Below are 26,175 nucleotides of genomic sequence, written 5' to 3'. Positions count from 1 at the left end.
GCACGAGGGGCACCGCCGGCTCCGGCGACGCCGGCAGCACCGGCGGTCATACCGGGCTGCCGGAGCGGTCCACGGCGATGTCCTCGGGCAGCAGCAGGCTCAGCTCCGACAGGTCCGCGACCTCCAGGCGGCTGAGGCGGCCGGCCTGGCGGGTGATCATGCCCTCCAGGGTCTGCCGCGCGAAGCGGCCGTTGCCGAAGGTGCGGTCGCGCGGGACGGCGGCGAACAGGTGCTCCAGGGCGGCCAGGGTCTCCGGCGCGCACGCGTACCCGGCGGAATCGGCGTGGTTGCGCACGATGGTCACCAGCTCGGCGTCCGTGTAGTGGCCGAAGTCGATCTGGCGGGAGAACCGGGAGGCGAGGCCGGGGTTGGAGGACAGGAAGTGCCGCATCTCGTCCTCGTAGCCGGCCACGATCACCACCACCTCGTCGCGGTGGTCCTCCATCAGCTTCATCAGGGTGTCCACGGCCTCCTGGCCGAAGTCGCCGCCGCCCCCGTGCCGGGGCGTGAGGGTGTACGCCTCGTCGACGAAGAGCACGCCGCCGCGGGCCCGGTCGAAGGCCTCCTTGGTGAGCTGGGCGGTGTGGCCGACGTAGCGGCCGACCAGGTCGGCGCGGGCCGTCTCGACGAGCTGGCCGCCGGGCAGCACGCCCAGTTCGGCGAGCAGCCGCCCGTAGAGCCGGGCGACCGTGGTCTTGCCGGTGCCGGGCGGGCCGGCGAAGACCAGGTGGTGGCTGATGGTGGCGGTCGGCAGGCCGGCCTCCTCGCGGCGGCGGACCTGGCGGATCAGGTTGACGAGGTCCTCGACCTGGGCCTTGGCCGCGGGCAGGCCGACCAGGGCCTGGAGCTCGGCGAGCGGCTCGGTGCCGTCGGCCTCCTTGGCGGGCGGTTCGAGGTCGACGCCGACGTCCCCGGGGACGAGCAGCGCGAGGTCCTCGTCGCTGATCTCGGCCTGCTCGGCGAGCCGGGTGGCCTGCCGGTCGACCATCTCCTCGAAGACCTTGCGGGCCGAGCGGCCGTTGCCGAAGTCCTCGCCGCGCGGCATCCGTTCGAAGAGGACGGTGAGCGCCGCGCCGGTGCCCTCGGCCAGCTCGTAGCCGTGGCCCGAGGCCGCGCGCTCGACGATGGTGACCAGCTCGTCGACCTCGTAGTTGGCGAACTCCACCGTCCGGCTGAACCGCGAGGCGAGGCCCGGGTTGGAGGACAGGAAGTCGCCGATCTCGGCGGAGTAGCCGGCCACGATCACCACGACGTCCTCGCGGTGGTCCTCCATCAGCTTGACCAGGGTGTCGATCGCCTCGCGGCCGAAGTCGGGCCCGGAGCCGGAGCCGGACCCGGCCGAGAGGGTGTACGCCTCGTCGATGAACAGCACGCCGCCGAGCGCCTGCTGGAACACCTCGGTGGTCTTGATGGCCGTGCCGCCGATGATCGAGGCGACCAGGTCGGCCCGGGCCACCTCGGTCAGGTGCCCGCTGCGCAGCACGCCCAGCTCGGCCAGGATGGCGCCGTAGAGGCGGGCGACCGTGGTCTTGCCAGTGCCGGGCGGGCCCGCGAAGACCAGGTGGCGGCTCATCGGCAGGGCCGGCATGCCGGCCAGTTCGCGGCGGCGGGCCAGCTTGTTGAGGTTGACCAGGGTGGCCACCTGCTCCTTGACCCCGGCCAGGCCGACCAGCGACTCCAGCACCTCCAGCGGGCCGGGCGGCGCGGCCGGGACGGCCGGGCCCGCGGCGGCCGCACCGGGTTCGGCGGTCGGGCCGCCCTCCTCGGCCGGGGCGGACGTGCCGTCGGCGCGCGCGGTGCCGGTGGCCGCGGTCGCGGTGCCGTGCGCGTCGGGCAGGCCGTTCTCCTCGCTGGTCAGCTGCTCGACGGCGAGCCGTTCGCCGGGCACGGTCTGCCGCAGGCCGGAGCCGCGGTTGCGGGACAGGGTGCAGCCGGTGAGGCGGACGGCGTCGGTGGAGTCGAGCCGCACGCCGTCGCCGATGTTCTCCACGGCGTCGACCTGGGCCAGGACGGCCCGCCCGCCGGCGCCGATCCGCACGCCGTGCCGGCGGTTGCCGTGGCTGCGGACCCGGGTGCAGGTGAGCTCGCCGCCGTCGTCGACCGCGAGGCCGTCCTCCCCGGAGCCGCTGATCTCGCAGTCGCGCAGCGCGGCCCGGCCGACCTTGCCGACCAGGACCCCGGTGCCCCGGGCGCCGCGCACCACGGCCGCGCCGACGAAGGTGTCGGCGCCGTCGGCGATCCGCAGCCCGGCACCCCCGGCGTCCACCACCTCGACGCCCTCCAGCCGGCCCCGGCCATCGCGCAGCGCCTCGACGCCGTCGGCGCCCGCGCCGGTGACGGTCAGGTGCCGGACCCTCGGGTTGGCGCCGCCGCCGATCGACACACCGGGGCCGGTGACGTCCCGGACCTCCAGCCGGTCGATGTCGGCGGTGCTCTCCTCGGCCAGTTCGACACCGGCCCCGCCGCAGTCCCGCACCACGGTGCGGGTCAGCACCGGCCCGGCGGACTCCCCGACCCAGATGCCGGTGCCCTCGGCGCCGGACACCTCGCACTGCTCGAACTGCCCGCGCGAGCGGCCGGTGATGTGGATGCCGTGGCCGGCGGTGCGGGCGGTGGTGCAGCGGCGCAGCTCGGGGTCGGTGCCGCCGGCCAGCGCGATGCCGTGGCCGGCGGTGGCGCTGACCGTGCAGTCCTCCAGCACCACCCGCGCCTCGGAGCTGATGTACACGCCGATGGCGGTGTCGCGGACGGTGGTGCGCAGCAGCCGGGTGGTGGAGCGCTCCTCCAGGGCGACGGCGGGCTTGTCGGTGACCGAGATCTCGCAGTCCTCGAAGGTGCCGCGCGCCTCGCCGTTGGCGCACACGCCGTTGCCCCGGGCGTCGCGCAGCACGCAGTTGCGCAGCAGCGGGTTGGCCCGCTCGCCGACCACCACGGCCGAGGTGCCGAGGTGTTCGATGACGCAGTCCTCGATCACGCTGGTGCCGGTGGAGGTCTCGACGATGCCGGCGCCGGCCGGGTTGGTGACCCGGCAGTCGCGCATGGCGAGCGAGCCCTGCTGGCGGGTGAGGACGGCCGTCCAGGAGCTGCCGACCACCTCGCAGTCGGAGAGCGCGGCCTGCCCGCGCGGCACGTCGACGGCGGGCAGCTCCTCGTCCTGGCCCTGCACGACCAGGCCGGTGAGCTGGACGGCCTCGGCCACCACCTGGACGACGCAGCCGCGCCGGGCGGTGATCCGGACGCTGCCGCGCGGCTCCTCGGCGGTGATGGTGACCATCTTGGTGATGACCAGGTTCTCCTCGTAGCGGCCGGGGCGGACCGAGATCACCGCCCCGCTGCGGGCCGCCGCGAGCGCCTCGCCGATCGTGCGGTACGGGCCGCCGCGCTGCTCCGGGCACACCGTCAGCACATGGCGCGACATGGCCTTCCTCTCCTGGGGGTCTTCGTCGATCGTCGTTCGTCGATCGTCGGGTGAAGCGGGTGGAGCGGGTGGAGCGGGGGGATCGGGGGCCGTCAGGACGCGGTGCAGTCGGCGCGGACGGCGGAGGCCGCGATGTGCGCCTTGTCGGTGGCGCTCCCGCCCCAGTCGACGCCGCGCGAGTGCAGCATCACGGCGATCTTGCCGCCGCTCACCGCGTACGTTCCGCCGGCGGTCACCCAACTCCCCCGGCTGGTGGTCTGGTTGACCGAGAACTCGCCGATCTTGCCGCTGTTCGGCGTGGAGGAGCTCTGGACGGTGTAGTACGCGGGCGCGCCGCCGACGGCCTTGATGTCGGAGTTGTTCGGCACGTACACGGAGATCTTGCAGGTGCCCGTCACGACCGGCGCGGTGGAGAACGTCCAGACCACCGAGTTCTCCTTGTCGTCCGTGTTCGCGGCCCCGGACATCGGCATCGACACGTACTTGCCGTTGCAGCCCGAACCGCTGTAGCCGCCCGTCGAGCTGCTGGTCCAGCCCGTGGAGCCCTGCTCGTACCAGCCGTTCTGGGCGTAGGCGGCGGAGGACGTGCCGCAGTTGGAGCCGCCCACGGCGCTGTAGGTGGCCTTCGCCGCGGCGGGCGGCGGGGCCGGCTGCTGGGTGGCCGGCGGCGGGGCGGGCTGCTGACCGGTGGCGGGAGGGGCGGGCTGCTGGCCCGTGGCGGGCGGGGCCGGCTGCTGGCCGGAAGCGGGCGGGGCGGGCTGCTGACCCGTGGCTGGCGGGGCCGGCTGCTGACCGGAAGCGGGCTGCTGCACCGTCTTTCCGCCGCCGCTCTGCTGGTTCGACGAGCCGCCGCCGGTGGCCGCCTTCCCGACCGGGGCGCCGCCCGGCTGGGTCCCCTGGTTCCCCTGGGTACCGGTTCCCGGGACGAGCGGCACGGCGCCCTCCGCCGGAACGCCCGGGGTGAGGGCGACCCCCGGCACGGTTTCCCCCGTCCCCGCGGCCGCGTCGGTCGGCAGCGGGGTCGGGGCACCGGTCACCGGCGGGTCGGTCGGCGCGGGCGCCGGGGGGACCTCGTCGATCTGCGGGCCGTCGACGAGCTGGTGGTCCGCCTGGTTCACCCCGCGGCCGTCGCCCTTCTTGTCCTTGGCGCCGCCGGGGCCGTCGGCGATCAGGAACGGCAGGCCCATCAGCACCACGCCCGCCGTGGCGGCGGCGACCAGCGCGGGCCGCTTGAACCGCCGACGGCCGTGCGGCTCCTCGGTGTCGAGACCGTCCGGGTACTCCGCCTCCAGGGGGACGGGCTCCAGCGCCCCGGGCTCCTCCCCCGGGCCGTGGCCGGGCTCGGCCTCCGGCGCGGCGGCCGGCCCCTCCGGCGTGGCCGGCCCGTACTGCGGCACGGCGACCTGCTCGGTCGGCGCCTCCGCCGTCACGGGAGCGGCGGAGGCGGCCGCCGACGCGGCGGGCACGGCCGGCGCGGCCGCTTCCTCCTCCATCTCCCACTCCATCGACGGCAGTTGGATGCCCGTCGCCCCGCCCCGAGCCCCGTTCCCGCCCGTACTCGTGCTCACCGCAGCTCCTCGGCCTCGGATGCAGTCCCCTGTCGACGGGACCACCCGGCCGACAGGACCTCGGGTGCTCCCACTCCCTCACTACGGCCCGGCCCCGCCGGACGGTTCACCGGCCGCCGCCGGGGCCGTTCGGCACCAGTTGCCGGAAGACGTCGTCCGCCAGCCCCTGCTGCGGGCCCGGGTTCGGGGACAGCGTCCCGTTCGGCCCCGGGACCACGTGGTCGACCTGGACGGGCGGCGGCACCTGACCGTTCTGCACCGGCACGGGCGGGGGCACGGGCTGCGGCACCGGCGGCACGGGCTGCGGCACCGGCGGAGGCACGGGCTGCGGCACCGGCGGCTCCGGTGTCGGCTCCAACCGGAAGTGCCGGACGCTGTCCCGGGCGATCCAGATGTCCTCCGGCCCCCGCGGGCCCTCCACCCGCCGTACGAACCCGCCGGTCACCTGGACCTCCACGTCGACCGCCCGCGGCAGCCCGCCCAACAGCCGGCGCACCCGCTTCTCCAGCGCGCTGCCCCGGTCCCTGAGCTCCTGGGCGGACCGGGCGGAGTCCCCGCCCGGCTCGGTGTCCAGGGTGATCACGATCCGCGGCACCTGGCTCGCGCCCGCGCGCCGCATGCCCCGCTCGACCGCGTCGAGCAGGCCGTCCGGCCGGTCGAAGCGCTCGGCCTGCAGGTGGATCACGCGGCGGTTGTCGCCCGGCGGCGGGAACCGCAGGTCCTGGGTGGGCTGCAACGGGAACTCCCAGTGCGCGGTCACCAGCCCGCGGTCCGGCGCGGGGCTGTCGGCCCGGCCGAACTGGCGGGCCATGTCCTGGAGCTTCCGCCGCTCCTCGTCCGTCACCCGCCCGCCCTCGGACAGGGTGCGGAGGCGGTCCAGCGCCTCCGCCCCGGCGCCGCCGGGGTCGGCGGCGAGCCGGAGCAGCCGGTCCAGCCCCCGCAGCCACTGCCGGGTCTCCGGGGTCGCCGTCGCGAGCGCGTCGGGGAGGAGCCCCAGGGCCGTGCGGCCGACCCGCAGCAGGTCCGCGCGGTTCACCGGGTCGGCCGCGTCCAGCTGCAGCGCGTCCGCCACCCGCTCCAGCGCCTGCGGGGAGGCGTCGCGCAGCCGGAGCTCGCCGTCGGACGCGTCGGCGCGGAAGCTCAGGTGGCCCGCGGCCGGCACGGTGGTCTGCTCGGTGTCCCGGGTCGGGATGTCGATCTCGACCGGCACGAACTCCTTGCGGACCACCTGCTCGTCGCCCTTGCGGTAGACCACCTCCACCTCGGCGAGACCCCGGTACTGCGCCGTCGCGGTACGGATCTTGGCGGCGTTCAGGACCTGGCCGGCCTCGACCGTCGAGGTGTCGCTGCGGCGCTGGTAGGCGAGGTCGCCGTAGCCTCCCGCGCGACCTCCCAGCTTCTGCTGCTCCGTCACCTCGAACTGCGCGCCGAGGGTGAGGCGGGAGGCGACCTGCAACGAGCGCTGCGCGCCGGTGCCGGAGCCGACCGGGGCGGAGTTGGCGGGGCTGGCGTCGGCCACCGGGTCGGTCCGGTGGAACTCCAGCTCCGTGATCTTCACCCGGACCTCCACCCGGGAGTCGCCGGCCGGCCCGTCCGGATGGATCACGTGGGTGGCGTTCCCCGGGCCGTCCAGCACGGTCGGCGCAACGCCGTCGCCGCCCGGGGCGGGATGCTGGACCGGGGTGACCGGGCTGGTGAGTCGGCTCGCCAGGGACACCGGATCGAGCATGCTCTGCACGGTGCCCTGGAGCTTGTCCCAGGTGGAACGGCCGAACAGGTCCTCGGCGCCGGCCATCAGCTGCCGCTGCACGCCCTGGGTGATGCCCACCGAGCGCACCACGTCCGTGTCGAGCAGCCCGTACGTCCACACCCGGGCGGGCGGCTGCTGGACGATGACGTCCTCCGTCAGGTGGTCGCCCAGTCCGCGCAGGCCCGCGCCCCGCGGGGCGTTCACGGTGTCGAACCCGTCCGGGACGGCGCCGTCGACCCGCAGGTGGGGCGGCGGCGCCGTCCGCGCCTCGGCGGTGGCGACGACCGTCTCCAGCCCGAGGGGGCGCCCGAAGTAGGTGTGCTTGACCCCGAGCCCCGACGCCCACTCCACCTCGAAGTGCAGCATCGCCTCACCGGTGAAGACGCTTCCGGGGACCTTCGCCTTGGTGGTGTTGCCCGAGCCCACCCGGCTGCTCCGGAACTCCTGCACCTCGTGGCCGGTGGCGCCGGCCAGGGTCAGGCCCGCGTACCAGGTGCCGTCCGAGACGGTCGCGCCGAGACGCAGCTGGTGGCCGGAGCCGCGCCCGCCGCCGGTCACGCCGTCGGCGGTGGTGTGGGCGTGCTCGGTCTGCACCCCGGTGTTGAACTCGGTCGTGGTGGTGTTCCCGGTGTGGGTCAGCTGCTTGACGGACGCACCGATCCGGATGATCACGTTGCCGTCGGAGACCACCAGCCGGCGGCCGTTCATCATGCTCTTGAGCTGGTCCTGGAGGTTGTTGGGGGTCAGCACCTCCAGCAGCCGCTCCCGGACGGCGGGCCGCTCCTTCAGCCAGTCGGCGACGCTCTTGTCGCCGAACTTCGCCGGCGAGCCGCCCGGTCCGGCGAGGACGGCCTCCCCGAAGTCCAGCGGCCGGCCGCGGACGGTGGTGCGGACCGGGGCGAACACGTCGGTGACGACGTCGGACGAGCCGAGCACATGGGTCTGCCAGACGCGGTCCGGCGCCCAGACCCGGTCGGCCACCGCGCCGTACCGCGGCGTGATGACGTCCACGACGGCCCGGACCGCGGGGAGCGGCGTCCCGCCCCGGAGCAGTCCGGCGGCCCTGCTGGTGCGGACGTCCACCTGGAACACGGCCGTGGCCTCGGAGACGTCGCCCGTGACGGTGTTCTTCCCCCGGCTGGTGGCGCTGCCGGAGCTGTCCAGGGCGTACCCGGTCGACCGGTCGTGCCGGTGGAGGTAGTCGCCGGACATGCCGGCCTTCTCGCCGACCTTGCCGTTCACGTTGGCGTTCTCGGTCCAGCGCATCCGCTCGTCGTGCGAGATGCCGTGACCGGTCCGGTTCTGCGAGCCGACCTCGAACTCGGAGTTCGGCACCTCCCGCTGCCGGACGGGGGCCGTCTCCAGCCCGGCCCTGACCACGACCTCGGCCGACCAGGTCGGCCCGCCGACCTTCACCTTCAGCGTCCCGCCCCTGGTCAGCTGGGACAGGTTGGCCCTCAGCACCGCCGGCGCGAGGTCCTCCTTGAGCACCCGGAGCACCTGCGGGGACAGCGGCCCGCAGCGGTTCTCCAGCTCCCTGGTGACCTGGGTGACGACCGCCGCGGCCTGTCGCTGGTCCCGGAAGGCGACCACGGCGGAGGTGCCGAGCTCGGTGTCGCGCCGCCCGGCGAAGGGCGGGTTCGGCGCGGTCGGGGGGGCCGCCGGAGGCGTGACGGCGCGGGTGACGCTGACGTCGGTGTCGACCGGCCGTGTGACCGGCACGGCCGGCCCCCGCCCCTCCAGGGTCACCGTCAGCCGGGTGTGCGCCCGGTAGATGTCCTGCGGCGTCCGGATCTTGCTGTTCCCGTAGAGCTTGTCGGCGGCGCCGTCCCGGACGGCGGTGCGGACGCGCTTCTGGCCGCCGACCGCACCTTCGAGGTTGGCCTTGTCCGCGGGGAAGCCGCCCCGGAACTGGCCGACGGTGTGCTTGCCGGTCACCCGGCGCTCCGCCGTGAAGGTGCTGCTCTCGTTCTGCCGGCTGAGGTCGGCGCTCGGACTGGTCCGGAGGGGGTCCATCCCCTCCAGGGTCGCGGTGACGGTCACCTTGACGCCCCGGTCGCGCAGCGAGTCCACCAGGGCGGACACCTTCCCCTGGTCGAAGGTGGAGAGTTCGACGGCGTCCCCGCGCGTCATCGCGGTGAGCCCGGCCGCCACCGCCGGCTGCGAGACGAGCTGCATCACCTCGTCCCGGATGTCCGGCCAGAGCGAGCCGTAGTACGCCTTCCCCGCCGCTTCGAGATCGTTCCGCAGCACACCGAGCGGCCCGATGTCGCGGACGACGGTGGACTCCGGCAGCCCGTCGGCCAGCGGGCGCGCCCACGGGGTGGCGGTCGGCTCCGGCGCCCTGAGCTCCGCCTGCGGGAGCAGCGTCCGGAACCCGACCGGCACGTCGACCGTCCCCAGCTCCCGGTCGCCCTTGCGGACCACCACCACGAGCCGGCCGTCCCCTTCGAGGATCGCGCCCGGTTCCTTGGTCTTGGTCGTCAGGCCGGTCTCCAGCGTCCGGCCCGAGATCCGGACGGTGTCGGAGCCCCACCGCTTGCCGCCGAACAGGCCGCCGTGCAGCTTGAGCTTCTCGTGCTCACCCCGCACACCGCCCTCGGCCTGCAGCAGCCCGCTCACCACCTTCTGCTTGACCCTCGTCAGCACGGACCCGGCACCGGTGTTGAACTCGGTCTCCTTGGTCGTGGCCGCCACGCGCAGGTCGCGCTTGACCGCCAGCACCTCGACCGTGAGCTTGGTCCCGGGGAGCTTGACGACGACGGACTCGCCGTTGGTCATGCCCTTGAAGTCCTGGTGCAGGCGGTTGTAGTCGAACTCGGCCACCAGCCGGTCGGAGAGCGCCCGGGCGTTCTTCCCGAGCGCCTCCCGGGCGGCCGCGTCCGTGCCGAGGGCGTCGATGACCCCCGCCATGACCTGCCGGCGGGTCGGCTCACCGGCGCCCAGGTCGACCATCGGCAGGTTCTGACCGCCGTTGCCCGCCTCCCGCAGCCTCGGCGCGCCCGTGGCGTGGATGTCGAGCAGCACCTGGGTGCCGTGCAGCCGGGGCTCGGTCAGCCTGGTCCGGTCGGCGACGGCGAGGTCCGCCCCGGTCCGCGGGTCGATGAACGCGCCGTTCTCGTCCACCGTCTCGCGCCGCGGCATGGCCACCTCGACGGGCGTCTCCAGGACCTGCCGGTTCGGCCGGTTCTGTGGGTTCTGCGGGCCGTCCTCGGTCCCCCGCGCGCCCTTCGGCTGGTACGCCACCTCCAGGTGCAGGGTGCCGCCGAAGACCGCGGTCGTCTCCGTCGTCTTCGCCCGCGAGAAGAAGCGCGAACCGGTCGTCAGGCCGTCGCCGCTCACCCGGTCGTGCTGTCCTCCGGCGCTGAGCACCGCGCGGAACGCCTTGGTGACGTCGAAGCGCCCCTGGAACCCTCCCCCGAAGCGCCAGCGCCGGCCGCTGTCCGTACCGAGCGTCACCTGGCGGTCGGTGCCGCTCTCGTACTCGAAGGCGGTCACGGTCCGGCGGTGGGTCAGGCCGTTCACCCGGCCCCGGAGCGTGATCGTGCCCTCCCGGGCGTCGGTGCCGACCGGGATGTGCAGGACCTCGCCGCGGGAGAGGGCCGTCACCTTGGAGCGCAGGCCCGGACCGCTCAGGACGCTCTCGGCCAGGGTGCGGGCCAGTGCCTCGCGGTTCGGGGTCTTCGCGGGGAGGGCCTGGCCGATCCGGTCGGCGAGCCGGGTGACCAGGTCGCTGTTGGGCCCGCCGAGGCCGGTCACCATGTGCGAGGCGGAGAGCACACCGTCCCGGGCGACCGAGACCGGCGGTTGCGGAACCTTCCGCTCCCGCTCCTCGGCCTCGCGCTTCGCCGCTTCCTCGGCCGCCTTCTTCGCCGCCTCCTCGGCCGCCTGCCTGGCCTTCTCCTCGGCCTCCCGCTTCGCCGCCTCCTCGGCCGCCTGCCTGGCCTTGTCCTCGGCCTCCCGCTTCGCCTTCTCCTCGGCTTCCTTCTCCTCGGCCTCCCGCTTCGCCTTCTCCTCCGCCTCCTTCCTGGCCTCCTCCTCCGCCTTCCTGGCCTCCTCCTCCGTCTTCCGCGCATCCTCGGTCGTGCTGAGCGGCTCCTCCCGCTGCTTCCGCTCGTCGTCCGGGCGGACGGCCGTGAAGCCGTCCCGCTCGTCGTGGTGGAGCAGGACGGGGTGGCCGTCCTCCGGACCGAAGGTGAGCGGGTTCCCGCCCGGCTCCCGGACGTCCATGAGCGAGACCTTCAGCTTCAGCGCGCTCGCCGTGACGACGGCGAGCGCGTCGCGCACGACCGGTGAGCGCAGCTCCGTCCACTCCGTCGCGTCGCGGAGGAGTTCGACGCGCACGTCCTCCCACGGCCCCACCTCGCGGCCGCTGCGGGCGGCCCACTCCTGGTAGCGCCGGTACGTCTCCCGCGCGACCTCGGGCTCGGCGGTCAGCCGTTCGACGACCAGTTGCTTCAGCCTGGTCTCCACCTCCGCCGGGTCGGGCACCTCGTCCCCGAAGACGTGCCGCAGCACGTCCGGGCCGTCCCCGACGAGTGCGCGCAGCAGCGGCGAACCGGCCGGCGGCGTCCGCTCGTCGTCCCGCAGGACGGGCCGGGGCGGCTCCTCGATCCGGTGCTCGACGGGAGCGAACGTCTGCGGACCCGGGACGTCCTGGCCGATGACGACCTCCCGGGAGGGGGCCGACGGTCCGAAGGCCGCGCGGACGCCACCGTCGTGGTCGACGGCGACCAGCCGCAGGTTGTAGGTGTGGGCCAGCAGCGGGGCGAGTGCCCCGCCGAGGCCGCCGTCGCCGTCGTAGTTCCCCGCCGCCAGGTCGTGCCGCAGGCCGCGCAGCCCGTTCGCCGCCTCGGAGGCCGACGGATGGTCAGGACGGAAGCCGAGCACCACTTCGAGCGGAAGATCGGGGGCGCGGGTGGCCTGGAGGTACTCGGCCACGTCGTTCATCATCACCCGGTGCAGCACCCACCGGGGCGCGTCCTCCGTCAGGCCGTGGCGCTCGCGCACCTCCCGGACGAGGTCCGGCAGCGCGGTCGCGACGGCCTCCAGCAGCGGGTCCCCGCCGTCGACCCGCAGCACCGGTCCCTCGACGGTGTGGGTGACGGTCACGGGGACGTGCTCCGGCACCCCCCGTTGGCCGGCGCCGGGCGCGACGGTCGTGGGGGTGTGCAGGTGGGTGGCGACGGGTGAGTCGAGGGACGGATGCGCGGGGACGTGCAGCTGCGGCAGGTCCCGCTGGTCGCGGGTGCCGCCGACCTCGACGATCACCCCGTTCACCAGGCGGATCCGCATCTCGACCTCGCCCATCGGCCCGACCACGGTGCCGTTGTCCACCGGGCCGAAGCGCTGGAGGTGCTGGTTGACGACCGCGACCGCCGCGTAGCGGGTGTCGTCGGCGGTCCACTGCCGGGGCAGGCTGCGGTCCTGCGGGAGGGCGCGCGGGTCGGCGGTCCAGGCGCTCTCCGCGAACCTCGGCCGCAGGCTCTCGACGTCGAAGACGGGCCGCACGGCGGGCGGCTGCTCGCCGGGGCGCAGCGGGCCGGGCTCTCGCAGGTCGGCGGGGACGTCGGGTCGGCCCACGTCGTCGAGCAGTTCGTCGCGGGTGAGCACGTGAGTGCCCAGCTCGGCGACCGTGGCGTCGAAGACGTCCCGCCGGTTGGCGACGGCCAGCGGGCCGAGGACGTCCGCGAGGACCGGCCGGACGCCGGGGCGCAGCGTGACGGTGGAGTACGCGCCGGCCGGCCCGTCGGCCTCGGCGAGGATGACGGTGACCAGCGTCCTGGGCGCGGCGCCGCCGGGCTGCGCCTCCTGCACCCGGCGGCGGACGAAGGTGTCCACGCCGTGCTGGAGTTCCCGGTCCGCCGCGGCCCGCTGCTCGGGCGTCATGCCCGCCTCGTACTGCCGGTGCACCCGGAGGGTGATCTCCAGGCCGTCCTGGCCGGAGTCGAACACCGACCGCCGCACGGACACCGAACGGCCGTCCAGCAGGATCTCGGTCGGCTCGGAGTCCGCGTACACCCGGGCGTCGTCCCAGCCGGTCAGGGGCTGGGCGGCGGCCGGGCGGTGGGCCAGGTGCTGACCGTCCCGGGAGATGCCCTCGATCCGCACGCCGTCCGACTCCCCCACCCAGTAGTAGGTGCGGCCGTCGTCCTGGTACGTCCGGTGCTCGGCGCCGTCGTGGGCCTGGTCGACGTGGGTGAGCAGCTGCTCGGCCGTCCAGGTGCGCGGATACATGGTGCGCACGCCGTCGCCGTCCACCGCGGTCCGCCAGCGGGTCCGGAAGTCGGCCAGCGCGGAGCTCGGCGCGACGGTGGGGTCCAGGAAGGAGACCCTGGTGTGGTAGGTGCCGTTGTGGATCGGCTCCGAGCTCGCCTCGACGACCGCGCCGTGCGCGCGGAGCGTGCTCGCCGGGTCCGGGGTGACGGCCGGGTCCAGTTCGTGGTGCACGCCGGTGAGGTTCTGCCGGTCGCCGTAGCGGGCGACGTCCTCGGCGCGCTGGCCGAAGGCGCCGAAGCCCTGGCCCTGTCCGGGGTGGTCGACGGGCAGCGGGTTGGGCCGGAAGGGCTGCGCGGGACGCTGCGGCGCGTTCGTCGGCGGCAGCTGCGTCGGCTGGGCGTCCGACGGGCGGAAGGACAGGAACGTGCTGCCGTGGAGGTCGCCCTCGATCCGGATCCCGGCGTACTCGCCCGTCCAGCGGCGGCGCCCGGACCCGAGGTCGGTCACCCCGCCGGTGCGCAGCGCGTCCAGGTAGGCCTGCTCGGCGGCGTACACCGCGTCGTCGCCGGTCCAGTTGCGGGGGAAGAGCCTGCGCTGCTGCGGCGGAGGGGGCGTCGTGGTGATCAGGTCACCGGCCTGGGCGGGACCGTCCACCAGGCGTCCGCCGGGCCGGGGGGCCTGGGCGGGGATCGGCGCGTACTCGGCGACCACCACGCCGTTGTGGAACTGGCCGATCACCCGCTCGGGCCCGGTCCGGTCGGAGCCGGCCGGGGGCAGCAGGTGGCCGCCGGGGGTGCGGAGGTCGCCGTGCAGCGAGGACTGCCGGGCGATCAGGTCGAACGCGGCCCGGGGCGGGAGTCCCCCGGGGCCCGGGGCCGGCCGGACGGTGCCGAACGACCCCTCGACCGCGGCGCCCAGCTCGCGCAGGTTGCGGGGGGCGAGGACCGTGTGGAACTCGCCGTCGCCCGCCGTGTTGCCCGCGTTCTGGTCGAAGCGGATCCGGCCGTGGTCGGCGAACTTGGAGCCCATCAGCCCGCCGTCGGGGTAGCTCGGCCTGGACCGCGTCTCGCGGTAGGCGGTCGTGCCGTTCTCGTCGGTGACGGCCTCGCGGGAGCTCCGTTCCCGGTACTCGTCGGCCAGGCCGAGCAGGTGGCCGAACTCGTGGGCCACCGTGCGGTCGTCGCTCCCCAGCGCCCAGCGGGTGTGGTCCTCCCGGTCGCTCCGGTCCACGACCTCGACCCGGTGGTGCGGGTCTCCGCCGGCGTCCACGAACTCGGGCCGGACGACGAGCACGTCGCCGTCGGGCAGCAGGTGCCCGGTGTTGTAGAAGGCGTCCACGCCCTGCCGGGCGCGGATGCGCAGGTCCCTGACGGCGGCGGCGTGCTCCGGGGTGTCCGGGAGCCCCGAGGCGTCGAGGTGGATGCGCACCACGATCTCGGTCGCGGAGCGGCCGTCCGCCAGGGTGCCGCGGCGTGCCTCGAAGAGCCGGAACCGGGTGGCGACGTCGGGGTGGAGCTTCACGTCGGAGGGCGGCCGGACGAGGACGGCGTCGGTCACCTGGTGCAGCTCCAGGTGGGGCGGTGTCGGGTACTCCTCGGCGTCCGGGGTGCCGTGCACCGGCTCGTCCCCGGAGAGCGACCCCTCCATGTCGGCGTCGTCGTCGAAGAAGAAGGAGTAGTCCGAGCCGCTGTCCTCGTCGGAGCCCGCGTGGCCGTCGCCGTCCTCGGAGGCGTCGCCGTCGTCGGAGCCCTCGTGCATCGGCACGTCGCCGTCGTTCCCGGCGGCGGGGTGGTGCGGGACGTGCGGGGAGCCGCCGGGGGCCGGCGCCGGGCGGTTGAGCTGGGGCGGGAAGACCGGGTCGCCGAGCACCTTGACGCCGGTGATCCGGTAGCTCGCCCAGTCCCGGACGATCTCCAGGTCGACGCCCCGGTACCGCCTGGTGCCGACCACCGTGGGGGGCGTGCCCGGGGTGTCGCCGGTCGGGGGCGTGCCCGGCACGTCGTGGTCGCGGACGAGGACGTCGCCGCGCGACACCGCCCGCTCGACGAAGTAGCGGGCGTCGTCGCGGGACCAGGTGGCCGGCAGGCCGCCGGCCCTCGGGGTCCAGTCGGCGGGGAAGTCGAAGTTCCGCGGGTTGACGTCGCGGTCCGCCGTCGCCCGGCTGACCGTGGCGGGGCGTTCGTCCGTCCCGGGCGTGCCGGGCTCGCGCAGCGGCGGCGCGACCGGGCGCGGGTCGCCGTGCGGCGTCCAGCCGGTGGCCGGGGCCCCGGTGCGGGCGTAGTCAACGAGGTCGGGGAAGTGCTGCGCCGGGTCGGCGAGGTCGGGCAGGAGGGTCCTCAGGTCGACGCCGCCGTCCGGGAGGTCCCCGGTGACGTCCACGGTGCGGTGGCCGGGGCCGTCCCGGTCCGTGAACTCGACGACCAGCCGGACCAGCGGGCCGCCCGGGTCGCGGTGGTCCGCCGCGTACCGGTCGGCGGCGTCCTGCACGGCGGCCCGGTAGGCCTCGATCCGGTCGGGCGCGGTGCCCTCGGGGAAGCGCAGCCGGACCGGCGCGGTGAGCTCGACGCCCTCCTGCCCGGCGGCGAAGCGGACGTGGCGGACCGTCATCGCGGCGTCGCCGGGGCCGTACTCCACCCGCTGCGGGGCGGACCGCTCGACGACCTCGTCGGTGCGCCAGCGGGTGATCGGCTGCTCCGCGGCCGGGCGGTGGACCAGGTGCAGCCCGTCGCGGGTGATGCCCTCGATCCGCACGCCGCGGGCCTCGCCCACCCAGTGCTCGGTGCCGCTGCCGGGCGGCTGCGGGTCGCGCCGGGCCGCGTAGGCCTCCCGGACGGCGGACAGGATGTCGGCCGGCGTCCAGTGGTCCGGGTACAGGGTGTGCGCGTCCGCGTCGGCGCGGCGGTGCCAGCGGGTCGGGAAGTCCGCCAGCGGCGCGTCCGGGGCGACGACCGGGTCGAGGAACCAGACCCGGGCCCGGTACGTGCCGTTGTCGTTGGTGTGCAGCGGTGTCGGGTCCACCCGGATGCCGTGGGCGTCGGCGACCGGCCGGGTCGGCCGGCTGTGCACGCCGGTGAGGGCGTGGCGGTCGCCGAACAGCGCGTGGTCCTCGGTGCGCAGGCCGAACTCCCGGGGGCCGCGGCGCAGCGGTTCGAACGCGGGGACGACCAGGCCGCCCTGGTCGTCGGAGGGGCGGAAGGAGACGAACTTCCCGCCCTTCACCTCGCCCTCGATCCGCACCCCGCCGTACTCGCCGGTCCAGTGGTAGGTACTGTCCCCGCCGACGACCCGGCCGGTGCGGCGGGCGCTGTGGTAGGCCTGCTCGGCCGCGTACACGGCGTCGTCGGAGGTCCAGTGCTCGGGGAACATCGTGCGCGTGGTGCGGCGGGGGCGCACCCCGGGGGCGGTGCCGAGGTCGTCGGCGGAGGCGCTGCGGCGCACCGCCTCGGGCCCGGTCACCTCGACCCGGAAGGTGCCGTTGCGGTGCTCCGAGCCGGCGATCCGCCGCGGCCGGGGCAGGTCCGAGCCGGGCGGCGGGGAGAGGTGGCCGCCGGTGCCGCGCGGGGGGCCGTCCAGCGCGTTGCGCCGGGCGTCCCCGCCGAAGACGGCGCGCGGCGGCACCCCGCCGGGCGTGGCCGGCCGGCCGGGGGCGCCGAGCGCGGAGTCGAGGACGGAGCCGAGGTCGCGCAGGTAGCGCGGCGGCAGTCCGAGCGCGGGGCGGACGCCCTCGCTGGTGCCTTCGCGGTCCTGGTCGATCAGGAACTGGCCGAACCGGTCGCGCTCCTGGGAGGCCATCAGCCCGCCGTCCTGGTGGACCGGACGGGGACCGAAGCGGGCCTCGCGGTACTCGTCCGGCAGGCCGAGCGCGTGCCCGAGTTCGTGGGCGAGGACCCGCTCGTCGGTGTCGAGGGTCCAGTCCGTCATGGACTCGCGGTCCGTACTGGCGTGCAGGGCGACGGTGTGGTGGGCCTCCTCCGGGTTGTCCACGAAGGTCACCTCGACGCGGAGCAGTTCGCCGCCGGGCAGCCGCTGGCCCCGGTTGAAGTGCTCGCCGACGCCGCGCCGGGCCCGGTCCTGAAGGGTCTGCACCCGGGCGTCGAGGTCGGGCGCGGCCGGGCCGGCCACCCGCGAGGTGTCGAGGTGGAGCCGCAGCCGCAGCACGGCCTCGGTGTCCCCGTCGGGCAGCCGGACCCGGCTGGCCTCGAAGGACTGCCAGCGGCGGCCGGACAGCTGGTTGCGGAACGCGTCCGCGGGCGGGCGGATCTCCGCGGTGGCGAGGATCCGGCGCGGGCCGGCGTCCAGGAGCGGCGGCGGGGTTCCGTCGCCGGCGCCGAGGGCCCGGAAGGCGGTGATCCGGCCGTCGGCCACCACGACCTCGACCAGGGTTCCGGCGACGGTGCCCCGGCGGCGGCGCGGTTCGGGCTGCGCGGGGTCGAGGAGGTTCTGCCCCGGGCCGCCGTCGCCGACCGCGACCGCGTGCGCGGCGTACCGCGCCTCCTCGGACGTCCAGCCCGGCGGCAGCCCCTGCGGGGACTGCTCCCAGGCCGCGTCGGTGAAGCGGGGCCGCAGGGTCGGCAGGAGGTCGGCCAGTCCGTCCGTGGTGCGCGGCGGCGGACCGGCCGGCGGGGGCGTGCCGGGCTCGCGGAGGTCGCCCGGGACGAGCGCGGCGCGGAAGCCCTCGCCCTCCGGCGGGGCGAGGCGCGTCGCCATCATCTCCAGGTCGTGCTGGGCGCCGGCGTCCAGCAGCGGCCCCAGGTGGTTCCGCAGCACCGGCGCCGCACCGGCCGCGACCGGCACGCTGGAGAACGCCCCGGCCGGGGTGTCGGTGAACTCCAGCCGCAGGGACAGCGGGGTGAGGGAGAACTGCCCGCGGACCAGCTCGTCGGCGGCGGCCTGCAACTGCCGCCGGTACGCGAGGACGTCCGGGCCCGCCATGCCCTCCCCCGGCGTCAGGTGCAGCCGGACGGTGAGCTCGACGCCCTCCTGGGTGGTGTCGAACACGGCCCGCCGGACGGACACCGGCTGGCCCGTCCCCACGGTCCGGGTGACCGGCGGGGAGTAGGCGACCACCCGGTCCCCGTGCCACTCCCCGTACTCGCCGGTCCGCCAGACGGGCTGCCGGTCGGTCGGCCGGTGGACGAGGATCCGCCCGTCCCGGACCAGGCCCTCGATCCGGACGCCGTAGGCCTCACCGACGATGTGCTCGGTCCGGCCGTCCGGGAGCAGGACCACCCGCCGGGGTTCGTTGAACAGCGCGTGCTGCGCCGCGTAGCCGGTCTGCGCCGGCGTCCAGGCCTCCGGGTAGCGCATCGGCGGCGGACCGTCCGCCGGCCGGTGCCAGCGGCTGGGGAACTCGGCCAGCGGGGAGTCCGGCGGCAGGGTCGGGTCCAGGAACCAGACGTGGCCCCGGGAGGTCAGGTTGGGGTGGAGGCTCTGGGGGTCCGGCGCCGCCGTGTGGATGCCGAGCGCGCCGCCCTCGGCGCCGCCGAGCAGGTGGTGGACGCCGGTCATCGCGCGCCGGTCGCCGAACCCGCCGCCGGTCCCGGACGGCGACAGCGGCGCCGGCCGGTCCGGGGCGTACGGGGGCGGCGGCTGCGTGCCCTGGTCGTCGGCGGGCCGGAACAGGGTGATCCGGCCGTCCTGCTGCTCGCCCGTGATCCGCACGCCCGCGTACTCGCCCTCCCAGTGCGGGGCGGTCGGGTCCAGGCCGCGGTTGCGGGCGTCCGTGTAGGCCTGCTCGGCCGCGTACACGGCCTCGTCGGCGGTCCAGTGCGGCGGGAAGAAGGTCCGGCCCGGCTCCCCGGTGCCGGCCGACGGCGGCAGCTGCACGGTCCGGTTGGGGTTCTCGTGGAACGGCGCGTCCGCGTGGGCCTGCTGGACGGCGGGCCGGAACAGGTGGCCGCCCGCGCCGTCCCGGCCGTCCGCCCCGTACAGCGAGGCGGTGCGGACGGTCGGCCCGACGAGGGGCGCGGCCGGGCCGGCCGCCGGACCCTCGGGCCCGTGGTCGGGGGTGAACGCGTCGTCGAGGGCCGCCCCCACCGTGCGCAGGCCGCGCGGCGCCGGGCCGGCGTCGACCCGGTCGGTGCCGCCCACCCGGTGCACCACCCGGGGCCCCTCGCGCAGGCCGAGCACGCGCCCGATCTCGTGGCCGAGCACGTCCCGGCCGGCCCGCAGCCCCCAGTCGCCCTCGTTCTGGCGGACGGTGCGGTCGTGCAGCCGCACCGTGTGGTGGGCGGTGGCCGCCGAGCCGGTGAACTCGACCCGCACCCGCAGCACGCTGCCGTCGGGCAGCCGGTGGCCGTTGTTGTACGCGTCGGCGACGCCCGCCAGGGCGCGGCGGCGCAGCGCGGCGACCGAGGGGCCCGAGCCCGCCGGCAGGGCCGAGCCGTCCAGGTGCAGCCGCAGCACGAGTTCGGTGGCCGGTTCGCCGGTCGGCAGGGTGCCGCGCCGGGCCTCGTACGGGCGGAGCGGGGAGGGCGCCTCGTTGGCGGCGCGCGGGCCGGCGGGCGGCTGGACCTGTGCGGTGGTCCAGCCCGGCCGCAGGTCCGATCCGGCGGTGGGCGGAGCGGCGGGCACGGTCGGCGGCTGGTCGGCGTCCGTCGGCTGGGGCAGGGGCTGCTGCTGGGTCTGGTCCGGCTGGTGCTGGGGAGCCTGCTGGTTCTGGGGGCCCTGCTGGTTCTGCGCGTCCGGCGTCGTGAGGTGGTCCGCGGTGCTGCTGGTGGCGATGTGCGGCACCTGCTGCTCGGAGCCGGCGCCGCCGTTCCGCCGGCCGCCCGGGGTGAGCGGCGGCTCCGGCTTGGTGCCCTCGGCCGGCGGCTTGGGGCCGGCGGGCGGCTCGACGAGCGTCGTCTCGGAGTCGTTGCGTTCGAGCCGGCGGGTCGTCTCCTCCGGCCCTCCGGTGGAGGTCGTTCGGGCGGTGGCGGTGGCCTGGTCCTGCGGGTGGGACGGCGAGGACGACTGCGACTGCTGGGTCCTGGACGCCTGCTGGACGTCCGGGGTCGAGGAGGTGCGGACCCGGGTCGGCTCCTGCGGCGGGGCCTGGCCGTCCTGGCTCCTGCCCGGCGCCTTGGCCTCGTTCTGGGACTTGCCGTCGCTCTGGGACTTCCCGTCGTTCTGGGACTTGCCGTCGCTCTGCGTCCTGAGCGGCTCCTGCGGCTTGTTCTCGCCCGGCCCCTTCCCCTGGCTCGCGTTGTCCTTCGTGCTGTCCTTCGTGCTGTCCTTCGCCTGCTCCTTGGGCTGGTCCTTGGGCTGGTCCTTGCCCTGGCCCGGGCCGCCGTCCTGGCTCTGCGTGCGGACGGCGTCGCCGGTCGGGGCGGGCGTGGCGTCGCCGTCCTCGTCCCGCAGGCCGAGCGCGACGAGGTCCTCGTCGCTGAACACCAGGCTCGGGTGGATGTCCCGGAGGGCCTCGGCGAACGCCTCGCCGTACCCCTCGACCTTGGCCTGCGAGAAGGCTTCGATGATCTGGCCGCGCAGCTGCTCGGGCGTCGGGTCCTCGCCGAACGTGCTGTCGCCGAACGCGTCGCGGAACAGCCTGGCGTTCTCCTCCGCCGGGTCCGGGTGGCTCTTCGGGGAGCCGCCCGCCTCGACGCCGCCCGCCTCGACCTGCGCGCCGAGCCGGGGCACCAGCAGCGGGGCCGGATTGCCGGAGAGGTTGCTCAGCACCGACAGGATGCTGAGCGGGTGGTACGGCGGGAAGTACTTGCCGTCACCGGGCTTGACGTTGGCGTACTGAAGCTCCCGGACCCAGTCCATGTACCGCCCCATGACCGGGGAGGCCGCGTGGTGCAGGCCGCGCGCCATCAGGCCCATCGCCATGCCGGAGCCGAAGGTCGCCAGGGTGGTGGTGAACTCGTGGTTCTCGGTGAACAGCAGGTTGTAGAAGCCCTCGACCAGGTTGCCCTGGACGCCCTCCTTGAGCTGCTCGCCGACCGCGTAGCCGAGGTGGAACATCCGGTTGCCCTGCGGCATGTCCTCGGCGAGGTCGACGAACCTGCGGGCCAGCGCGCCGACGCCGCGCTCGCTGAAGTCGCCGCTCACCTCCATCATGCCCTTGAGCCCGACGCTGAGCGCGGTGTGCTCGGCGGTGTTCTTGCCCCAGTTCTTGACGAAGAGTTCGCCGAAGTCCTTCCCGAGGGCCCTGGCCGCGGCCTCCCCGCCCTCCTTCTTCATCAGCTGGCCGAGGTGCTTCTCGAAGACCTCGCTCAGCCGGGTGCTGAAGCGGTCGGCGGCCTTGGCGCCGGCCTTCTCGAAGCCGACCCGCAGGACGTTGTCCGAGGACTCCAGCAGCTTGCCGAGGTCCCGCGCGAAGGCCCGGGAGGCCGTCTTGTCCAGCCAGTTGGTGGTGCCCTCGGTGGCGCTCTTGCCCGCCACCGCGCCGACCTTGCCCAGCGCGCCCTCCGTACCGGCGGTGACGCCCTTGAGGCCCGACTTCCCCGCGGCTTCGAGCGCCTCCTTCAGCGCCTTCCGGTCCCCGTTGATCATGAAGTCGGCCAGCTTGTCGGCCGCCAGCCGACCGCCGTTGCGGCCGAGCAGCCGGCCGAGCAGCTTGCCCAGGCCCATGCCGATCAGGTTCAGCGGGCCGGAGATCACACCGCCGATGACGCCGAACAGGACGGCCTGCTTGAGCGCCTCCTTGTCGATCTCCTTGCGGTTGCCCTGCCCGATCTGGATGCCCTGGATGACCAGGTCCATCGTCAGACCGCTCATGATCCCCGCGAAGGTGTGCAGCAGGATCGTCTTGAACAGGAACTTCATCAGACCCTTCAGCACCTCGCGGGTGAGAATGGTCTTCAGGGTCACCTCGGCGAGGCTGCCGCCGAAGGTGAACGGCGCCCAGAGGATCGCCAGCGCGATCTCCACCAGCAGCTGGACGAGCTGGGCGATCGACATCCACTTGCTGTACTCGGCGGCGGTGGCCACGTCGTTGGCGCAGTTCGCCAGCGCGTCGGCGGTCTTGACCGCCGCCGCGAGGTAGTCCGACCCGCCCGTCTCCCCGATGAACTGGCGCATCTGCTCGGAGAACTGCCGGGCGGACTGCCCCTCGAACTGCTGACGCGCCTTGACCGCGACCTCGGCGATCAGCCGCCGCAGCTCGGGCAGCTCCTCCGCGAGCCTGCGGTAGGCGTCCCGCACCTCCCGCAGGTCCCCCTCGTTCACTTCCGGCCAGGGCATGCCGGTGACCTTGCTGAAGAAGTCGGCCGTCGTCTTGTCGACCGTGATGGAGGAGTAGGGCACGGGGGTTCGGCCTGCCGTTTCCGGTTGTTCCAGGGGTACTTCGGTGCTGCCGCCGCGGCGCGGCCGACTTCTAGAGCCCCGAGGCGAGGGCGCCGGCGTCGTCGTTCGCGCGGTCGAGCTTGTCCGCCAGGCGTTCGCCGTTCTCGCCGACCGAAGCGACCACCTGGCGCACCTTCTTGAGGAGTTCCTCAAGGTTGGCGGTCGGGTTGTCGACCTGCGCGTGGTACTGCTTGCCGATCTCGTCGTTGCCGCCGACCGACTTGTTCAGCCGGTTGATGATCTTGACGTTCTCCTCGATCTCCTTGAGGAGCTCCTTCAGCTCGGTGAACTCGCCGAAGGACTTCTTCATGTACTCGGTCTTCGCGAGCACATTGGGGTCCTCAGCCACCGAACTCCTCCTGCTTGCGGGCCTTCTTCTTCTCGTCCTCGAAGCCGGGGCGCATCGACCACAGCGGCTCCAGCAGGTCGTCCAGCTCGGTTCCGCCGGTCATCGAGAGCCGCAGGGACTCGCCCACGCCCTCGAACTCCCTGATCCGGGCGGCGACCTGCTCCCCCACCTTGGCCCGCGCCTCGTTGAGCACCTCCTTGAGCTGCTCGGCCAGCTCGGCCGGGGCCTTGTCGCGGTAGCCGGTGTTGTGGAAGGTCAGCGCGACGACCTGGCCCTGCGGACCGACCTTCACCGTCACCAGGCGGTCCTTGGAGGTGACGGAGGCGGTGAGCTTCGCGAGCTCCGCCTGCGTCTCCTCGGCCTTGGCGAGCTGGGTGCGCATCGCCTCCATGGTCTGGGCGATCTGGTCCGCGAACGGATTGCTCATGACGGGTTCCTCGTTTGCTCGTTCCGGTCGGGACGGCGCGGCGGCCGCGGGGCGGACGCCCGTCCGGGGGTCCGGCACCGGGAGCCTGCGCCCGGTGCCGGGGGCGGCGTCAGCGGCCGATGACGCCCTCGACGGCTCCGGTCTCGGTGCCCCAGACCTCTTCGTCCTCCGCCAGCCAGGTGGTGCGCTGGCGGTCCTTCTCGTTGGCACCCCCCGCGCCCCCGGCGCCCATGCCGCCGGGCGGCATCATCGGCGGCATGCCGGTGCCGCCGGTGGTGTTCACCCGGCTCCCGTTCAGCGCCGCCTGCTCGGCCGCGGCGGCGCGGGCCGCACGCTCCGCGGCGATGCGCTCGGTGGCCGCGTCGGCGGCCGCCTTGAGGGTGGTCGGGTCCCCGCCGGTGGCGAAGCCCCGCGCGTTCGTCCCGGCGACGGCGCCGGTGATCGGGGAGATCCCGCCGGGGCCGGTGAGCAGGGATCCGCCCGCGCCGCCGCCGGACCCCAGCAGGCCGGAGCCGCCGATCCCGGAGGCGCCGAAGCCGAAGTCATTGGGCGCGAGCAGGTCGTCGCCCCGGTCCAGGTAGTTGCGGCCGAGGTCGTCGAGGGCCTGCCGGCTCTGGGTGACGGGAGTGCCCTGCCCGTCCAGCAGGGTGCCGTCCGGGGCGATGGTGTAGTCCCGGCCGACCACCATCGGGTTGCCGCGGCTGTCCAGGACGGGTCGGCCCTCGCTGTCCACCACCCGGCCGTCCTCGGTGACCCGGGAGCCGGGCGGCACGACGACGTTGCGGCCGCCGGAGCCGACGCCTCCGCCGACGCCCACGCCTCCGGTCCAGGAGCCGCCGCCGGGCAGCGTCGGCCCTCCCCCGGGAACGCCGGTGCCGCCGCCGGGCAGCGTGGACCCGCCGCCGGGCAGGGTGCTCCCGCCACCTCCGCCGCCGCCGATGCCGATCTCCGGCGGCTTGGGCAGGCTGGTGGGGGGCTTGGCACCGCTGCCGCCGGCTCCGGCGCCGGTGTTCCCGGTGTTCCCCCCGATGCCGCCGATGCCGCCGATCCCGCCGGTGCTGCCACCGCCTCCGCCGCCGTCGAGCTTGAAGTCCTTGTTGCCGGACCCTCCGCCGAGGTCCTGCTTGATGTTGTTGATGTCGTCCTTGATGTCCTTCGTGGGGTCGTCCTTGCCGCCCGCTCCGGCGCCGCCGGTGCCGGGCGGGACGTCCACCTTCGGCGCGACCGGCGGCGGCATCCGCATCTCGACCCGGGGGTGGCTGGCGTTGAACCGGTTCGAGAGGGTGGTGTAGGCCGTCTCCAGGAAGATCAGCGCCCTGGTCGCCTCGTTGTCCAGCGAGCCGAGGTTGCCCAGCCAGAGCTCCTTGGCCCGGACGACGACCTTCTCCCAGAACTCCTTGGTGTCCGGGTCGCCGAGCGGGGAGGTCACCTTGAAGGTCAGGTCCGAGGCGGTCTCCGCACTGGAGAGGTGGGAGGACTTGAGCGCCGCGTCGTACTCCGCCGGGGTCAGCTGCTGGATGTAGCGGACCTCGACCGTGGCGGTCCTCATGGCGTCGGCCAGGGCGTCCTGGAGCGCGAGGGCGGGGTGGTACAGCCGGGTGTTGCGCCAGTTGGTGAAGCCGATGTGGAGGATGTCCAGGGAGGTCTGCAGCTGGGGCAGCACCCCGTTCAGCGCCGCCTCGACCCCGTTGTCCGCCAGCTGGTTGCGGAAGCTGGCGATCTCGCCGTAGTAGGCGCCGAGCACCGTGTGGAACGCCCCGGCGGCGCTGCCCTGCCAGTCCCCGTCCGGCGCGTCGACCTCGTCGACCCAGGCCTTGGTCTTGGCGGCCCAGTCGTCGAGGACGAGCCGGACCTGCTCGTGGGCCTTCGCCACGCGCATGAAGGCACCCAGATCGACCCGGTCGTTGGCGAACGGCGGGTTCCGCAACGGGCTGAGGATGTTGAGGAACTCGTGCTGCCAGCGGTCGAACGGGGAACCGGCGTTGATGGTGGAGTAGTCGAAGTTGATCCCGTAGGTCAGACAGCCGTAGCGCTTGATGTCGTAGCCGTCCGTGTAGTGGAAGTTCCAGCCCCACCAGGCGTCGTGCGGCATCCCCTCCTGACCGGAGGTCTTCCACTCCGAGTAGATCTGCCGGTCCCCGTTCCCGTCGCCCGGCGGCCACTTGACGTCCTTGCCGGCGACCGCGCCGCGGTCGACGAGGCTGGTCTGGGCCGACGACGCGAAGATCGCGAGGACGTCCTCCCACTTACCCACGGTGATTCCCTTCGGCCGGACCGGCGCGGTCGGATCGGATCTGAGCGGCCCCGCGGGGCCGGTGGCGCGGGCCGGCCGGCGCCTCGGCCGGCCCGCGTGACGACACGGCGGCCGGGGTCAGCGGCCCCCGGTGCCGGTCCCGGAACCCCCGCCGGGAACGACGTCGTTGAGGATGTACATCAGCTCGGCCACGGTGAGGGCGTCCTCGGAGCCGTTCTGCAGGATGAGGTCGGCGTTCTTGAGGTCCAGCTTCATCTTCTGGGCCTGGGTGTTGACGCTGCCGAAGCCGTTGTTGACCGCGGCGAAGTAGTTCTTGAACGCGGTGGCGAGGATCCCGATGGAGGGCGCGGTCCCGCTCGGGTTGCCCGCCAGCAGGTGCGAGGGGTGCCCGGTGCTCACCAGGCCGCCGTCGGTCGCGTAGAGGCCGACGTCCCTGATGTTCCCGTTCTGCACGTACGCGTCGATGATCAGCTGGAGCTTCTTGTCCGCGAACTCCGCGATGTAGCCCTCGGTGATCTTGGTGACGCCGCCGGGCTCGTTGTCCTTGTCTCCCATGGCGTGTCGGCTCCGGCCGTCAGCCGATGCCCTGGCCGGCGTGGTTGTCGGCCTGCCACAGGACGTGGTGCATCTCGGCGAGGGCCTTGGTGGCCTCGTCGATGTCGTTGATCATCGCGAGGTCGAGCCGTTCGAGATCCTTGGAGAAGTTCCGAGCGGCGTCCGCGTAGAAGCCCTGGAGGTCGCCGCCGAAGTGCTGGTTGAGCGTGTTCCTGGTCTTCTCCATCGCGGTCATCATCGCGTGGCCCTCGTTGCGCAGGTAGTCGATCGCTTCCTGCACACCCGCGTGCTTGACGAACAGCGAGTCCTGGGGGGTCGTCATCTGGTCGCACTCCCGTTCCTTGGAGGTCGGCCGGGGCGGGGCG

8 protein-coding genes are annotated in these 26,175 nt (G+C 74.6%); all 8 read right to left on the bottom strand.

Annotated elements, in window-relative coordinates; all coding sequences use genetic code 11:
* Nucleotides 1-46 precede the first annotated feature (46 nt).
* The 8 genes from ACFC0B_RS21410 to ACFC0B_RS21375 all read right to left on the bottom strand — a co-directional run bounded on the left by ACFC0B_RS21410 (nt 47) and on the right by ACFC0B_RS21375 (nt 26,132).
* Complete coding sequence (locus ACFC0B_RS21410) at nt 47-3,418, bottom strand: right-handed parallel beta-helix repeat-containing protein (RefSeq protein ID WP_376087790.1); 3,372 nt, start codon at nt 3,416-3,418, stop codon at nt 47-49.
* Between the two features lie 92 nt (nt 3,419-3,510).
* Nucleotides 3,511-4,986 (bottom strand): hypothetical protein, encoded by a 1,476-nt coding sequence (locus tag ACFC0B_RS21405; protein ID WP_376087787.1) that lies wholly within the window; start codon nt 4,984-4,986, stop codon nt 3,511-3,513.
* A gap of 106 nt (nt 4,987-5,092) precedes the next feature.
* Complete coding sequence (locus tag ACFC0B_RS21400; RefSeq protein ID WP_376087784.1) at nt 5,093-22,186, bottom strand: EndoU domain-containing protein; 17,094 nt, start codon at nt 22,184-22,186, stop codon at nt 5,093-5,095.
* 70 nt (nt 22,187-22,256) lie between these two features.
* Complete coding sequence (locus ACFC0B_RS21395) at nt 22,257-22,574, bottom strand: hypothetical protein (protein ID WP_376087781.1); 318 nt, start codon at nt 22,572-22,574, stop codon at nt 22,257-22,259.
* The gene (locus ACFC0B_RS21390) at nt 22,567-23,001 is read right to left on the bottom strand and encodes a YbaB/EbfC family nucleoid-associated protein (protein WP_376087778.1); all 435 of its coding nucleotides are present in this window, start codon (nt 22,999-23,001) and stop codon (nt 22,567-22,569) included. Before ACFC0B_RS21390 ends, ACFC0B_RS21395 begins: the two co-directional genes overlap by 8 nt.
* A 109-nt stretch (nt 23,002-23,110) precedes the next feature.
* On the bottom strand, nt 23,111-25,255 hold the full coding sequence (locus tag ACFC0B_RS21385; RefSeq protein ID WP_376087775.1) for a hypothetical protein: 2,145 nt from the start codon (nt 25,253-25,255) through the stop codon (nt 23,111-23,113).
* A 117-nt stretch (nt 25,256-25,372) separates the two neighbouring features.
* On the bottom strand, nt 25,373-25,810 hold the full coding sequence (locus tag ACFC0B_RS21380) for a hypothetical protein (protein ID WP_376087772.1): 438 nt from the start codon (nt 25,808-25,810) through the stop codon (nt 25,373-25,375).
* Between the two features lie 19 nt (nt 25,811-25,829).
* On the bottom strand, nt 25,830-26,132 hold the full coding sequence (locus ACFC0B_RS21375; RefSeq protein ID WP_376087769.1) for a hypothetical protein: 303 nt from the start codon (nt 26,130-26,132) through the stop codon (nt 25,830-25,832).
* Between the last annotated feature and the right edge of the window lie 43 nt (nt 26,133-26,175).

Origin of the sequence: Kitasatospora sp. NPDC056184 (assembly GCF_042268405.1) — a bacterium.
In the GTDB taxonomy this organism is placed as follows: Bacteria; Actinomycetota; Actinomycetes; order Streptomycetales; family Streptomycetaceae; genus Kitasatospora.
The sequence above is the reverse complement of the archived record's forward strand: the minus strand, read 5'-3'. Positions and strand labels throughout refer to the sequence as shown.

Bases quoted from the DNA above. Each gene is read 5' to 3' on its own strand.
- ACFC0B_RS21410 (WP_376087790.1), bottom strand. From the start codon at position 3,418: ATGTCGCGCCATGTGCTGACGGTGTGCCCGGAGCAGCGCGGCGGCCCG.
- ACFC0B_RS21390 (WP_376087778.1), bottom strand. From the start codon at position 23,001: ATGAGCAATCCGTTCGCGGACCAGATCGCCCAGACCATGGAGGCGATG.
- ACFC0B_RS21380 (WP_376087772.1), bottom strand. From the start codon at position 25,810: ATGGGAGACAAGGACAACGAGCCCGGCGGCGTCACCAAGATCACCGAG.
- ACFC0B_RS21375 (WP_376087769.1), bottom strand. From the start codon at position 26,132: ATGACGACCCCCCAGGACTCGCTGTTCGTCAAGCACGCGGGTGTGCAG.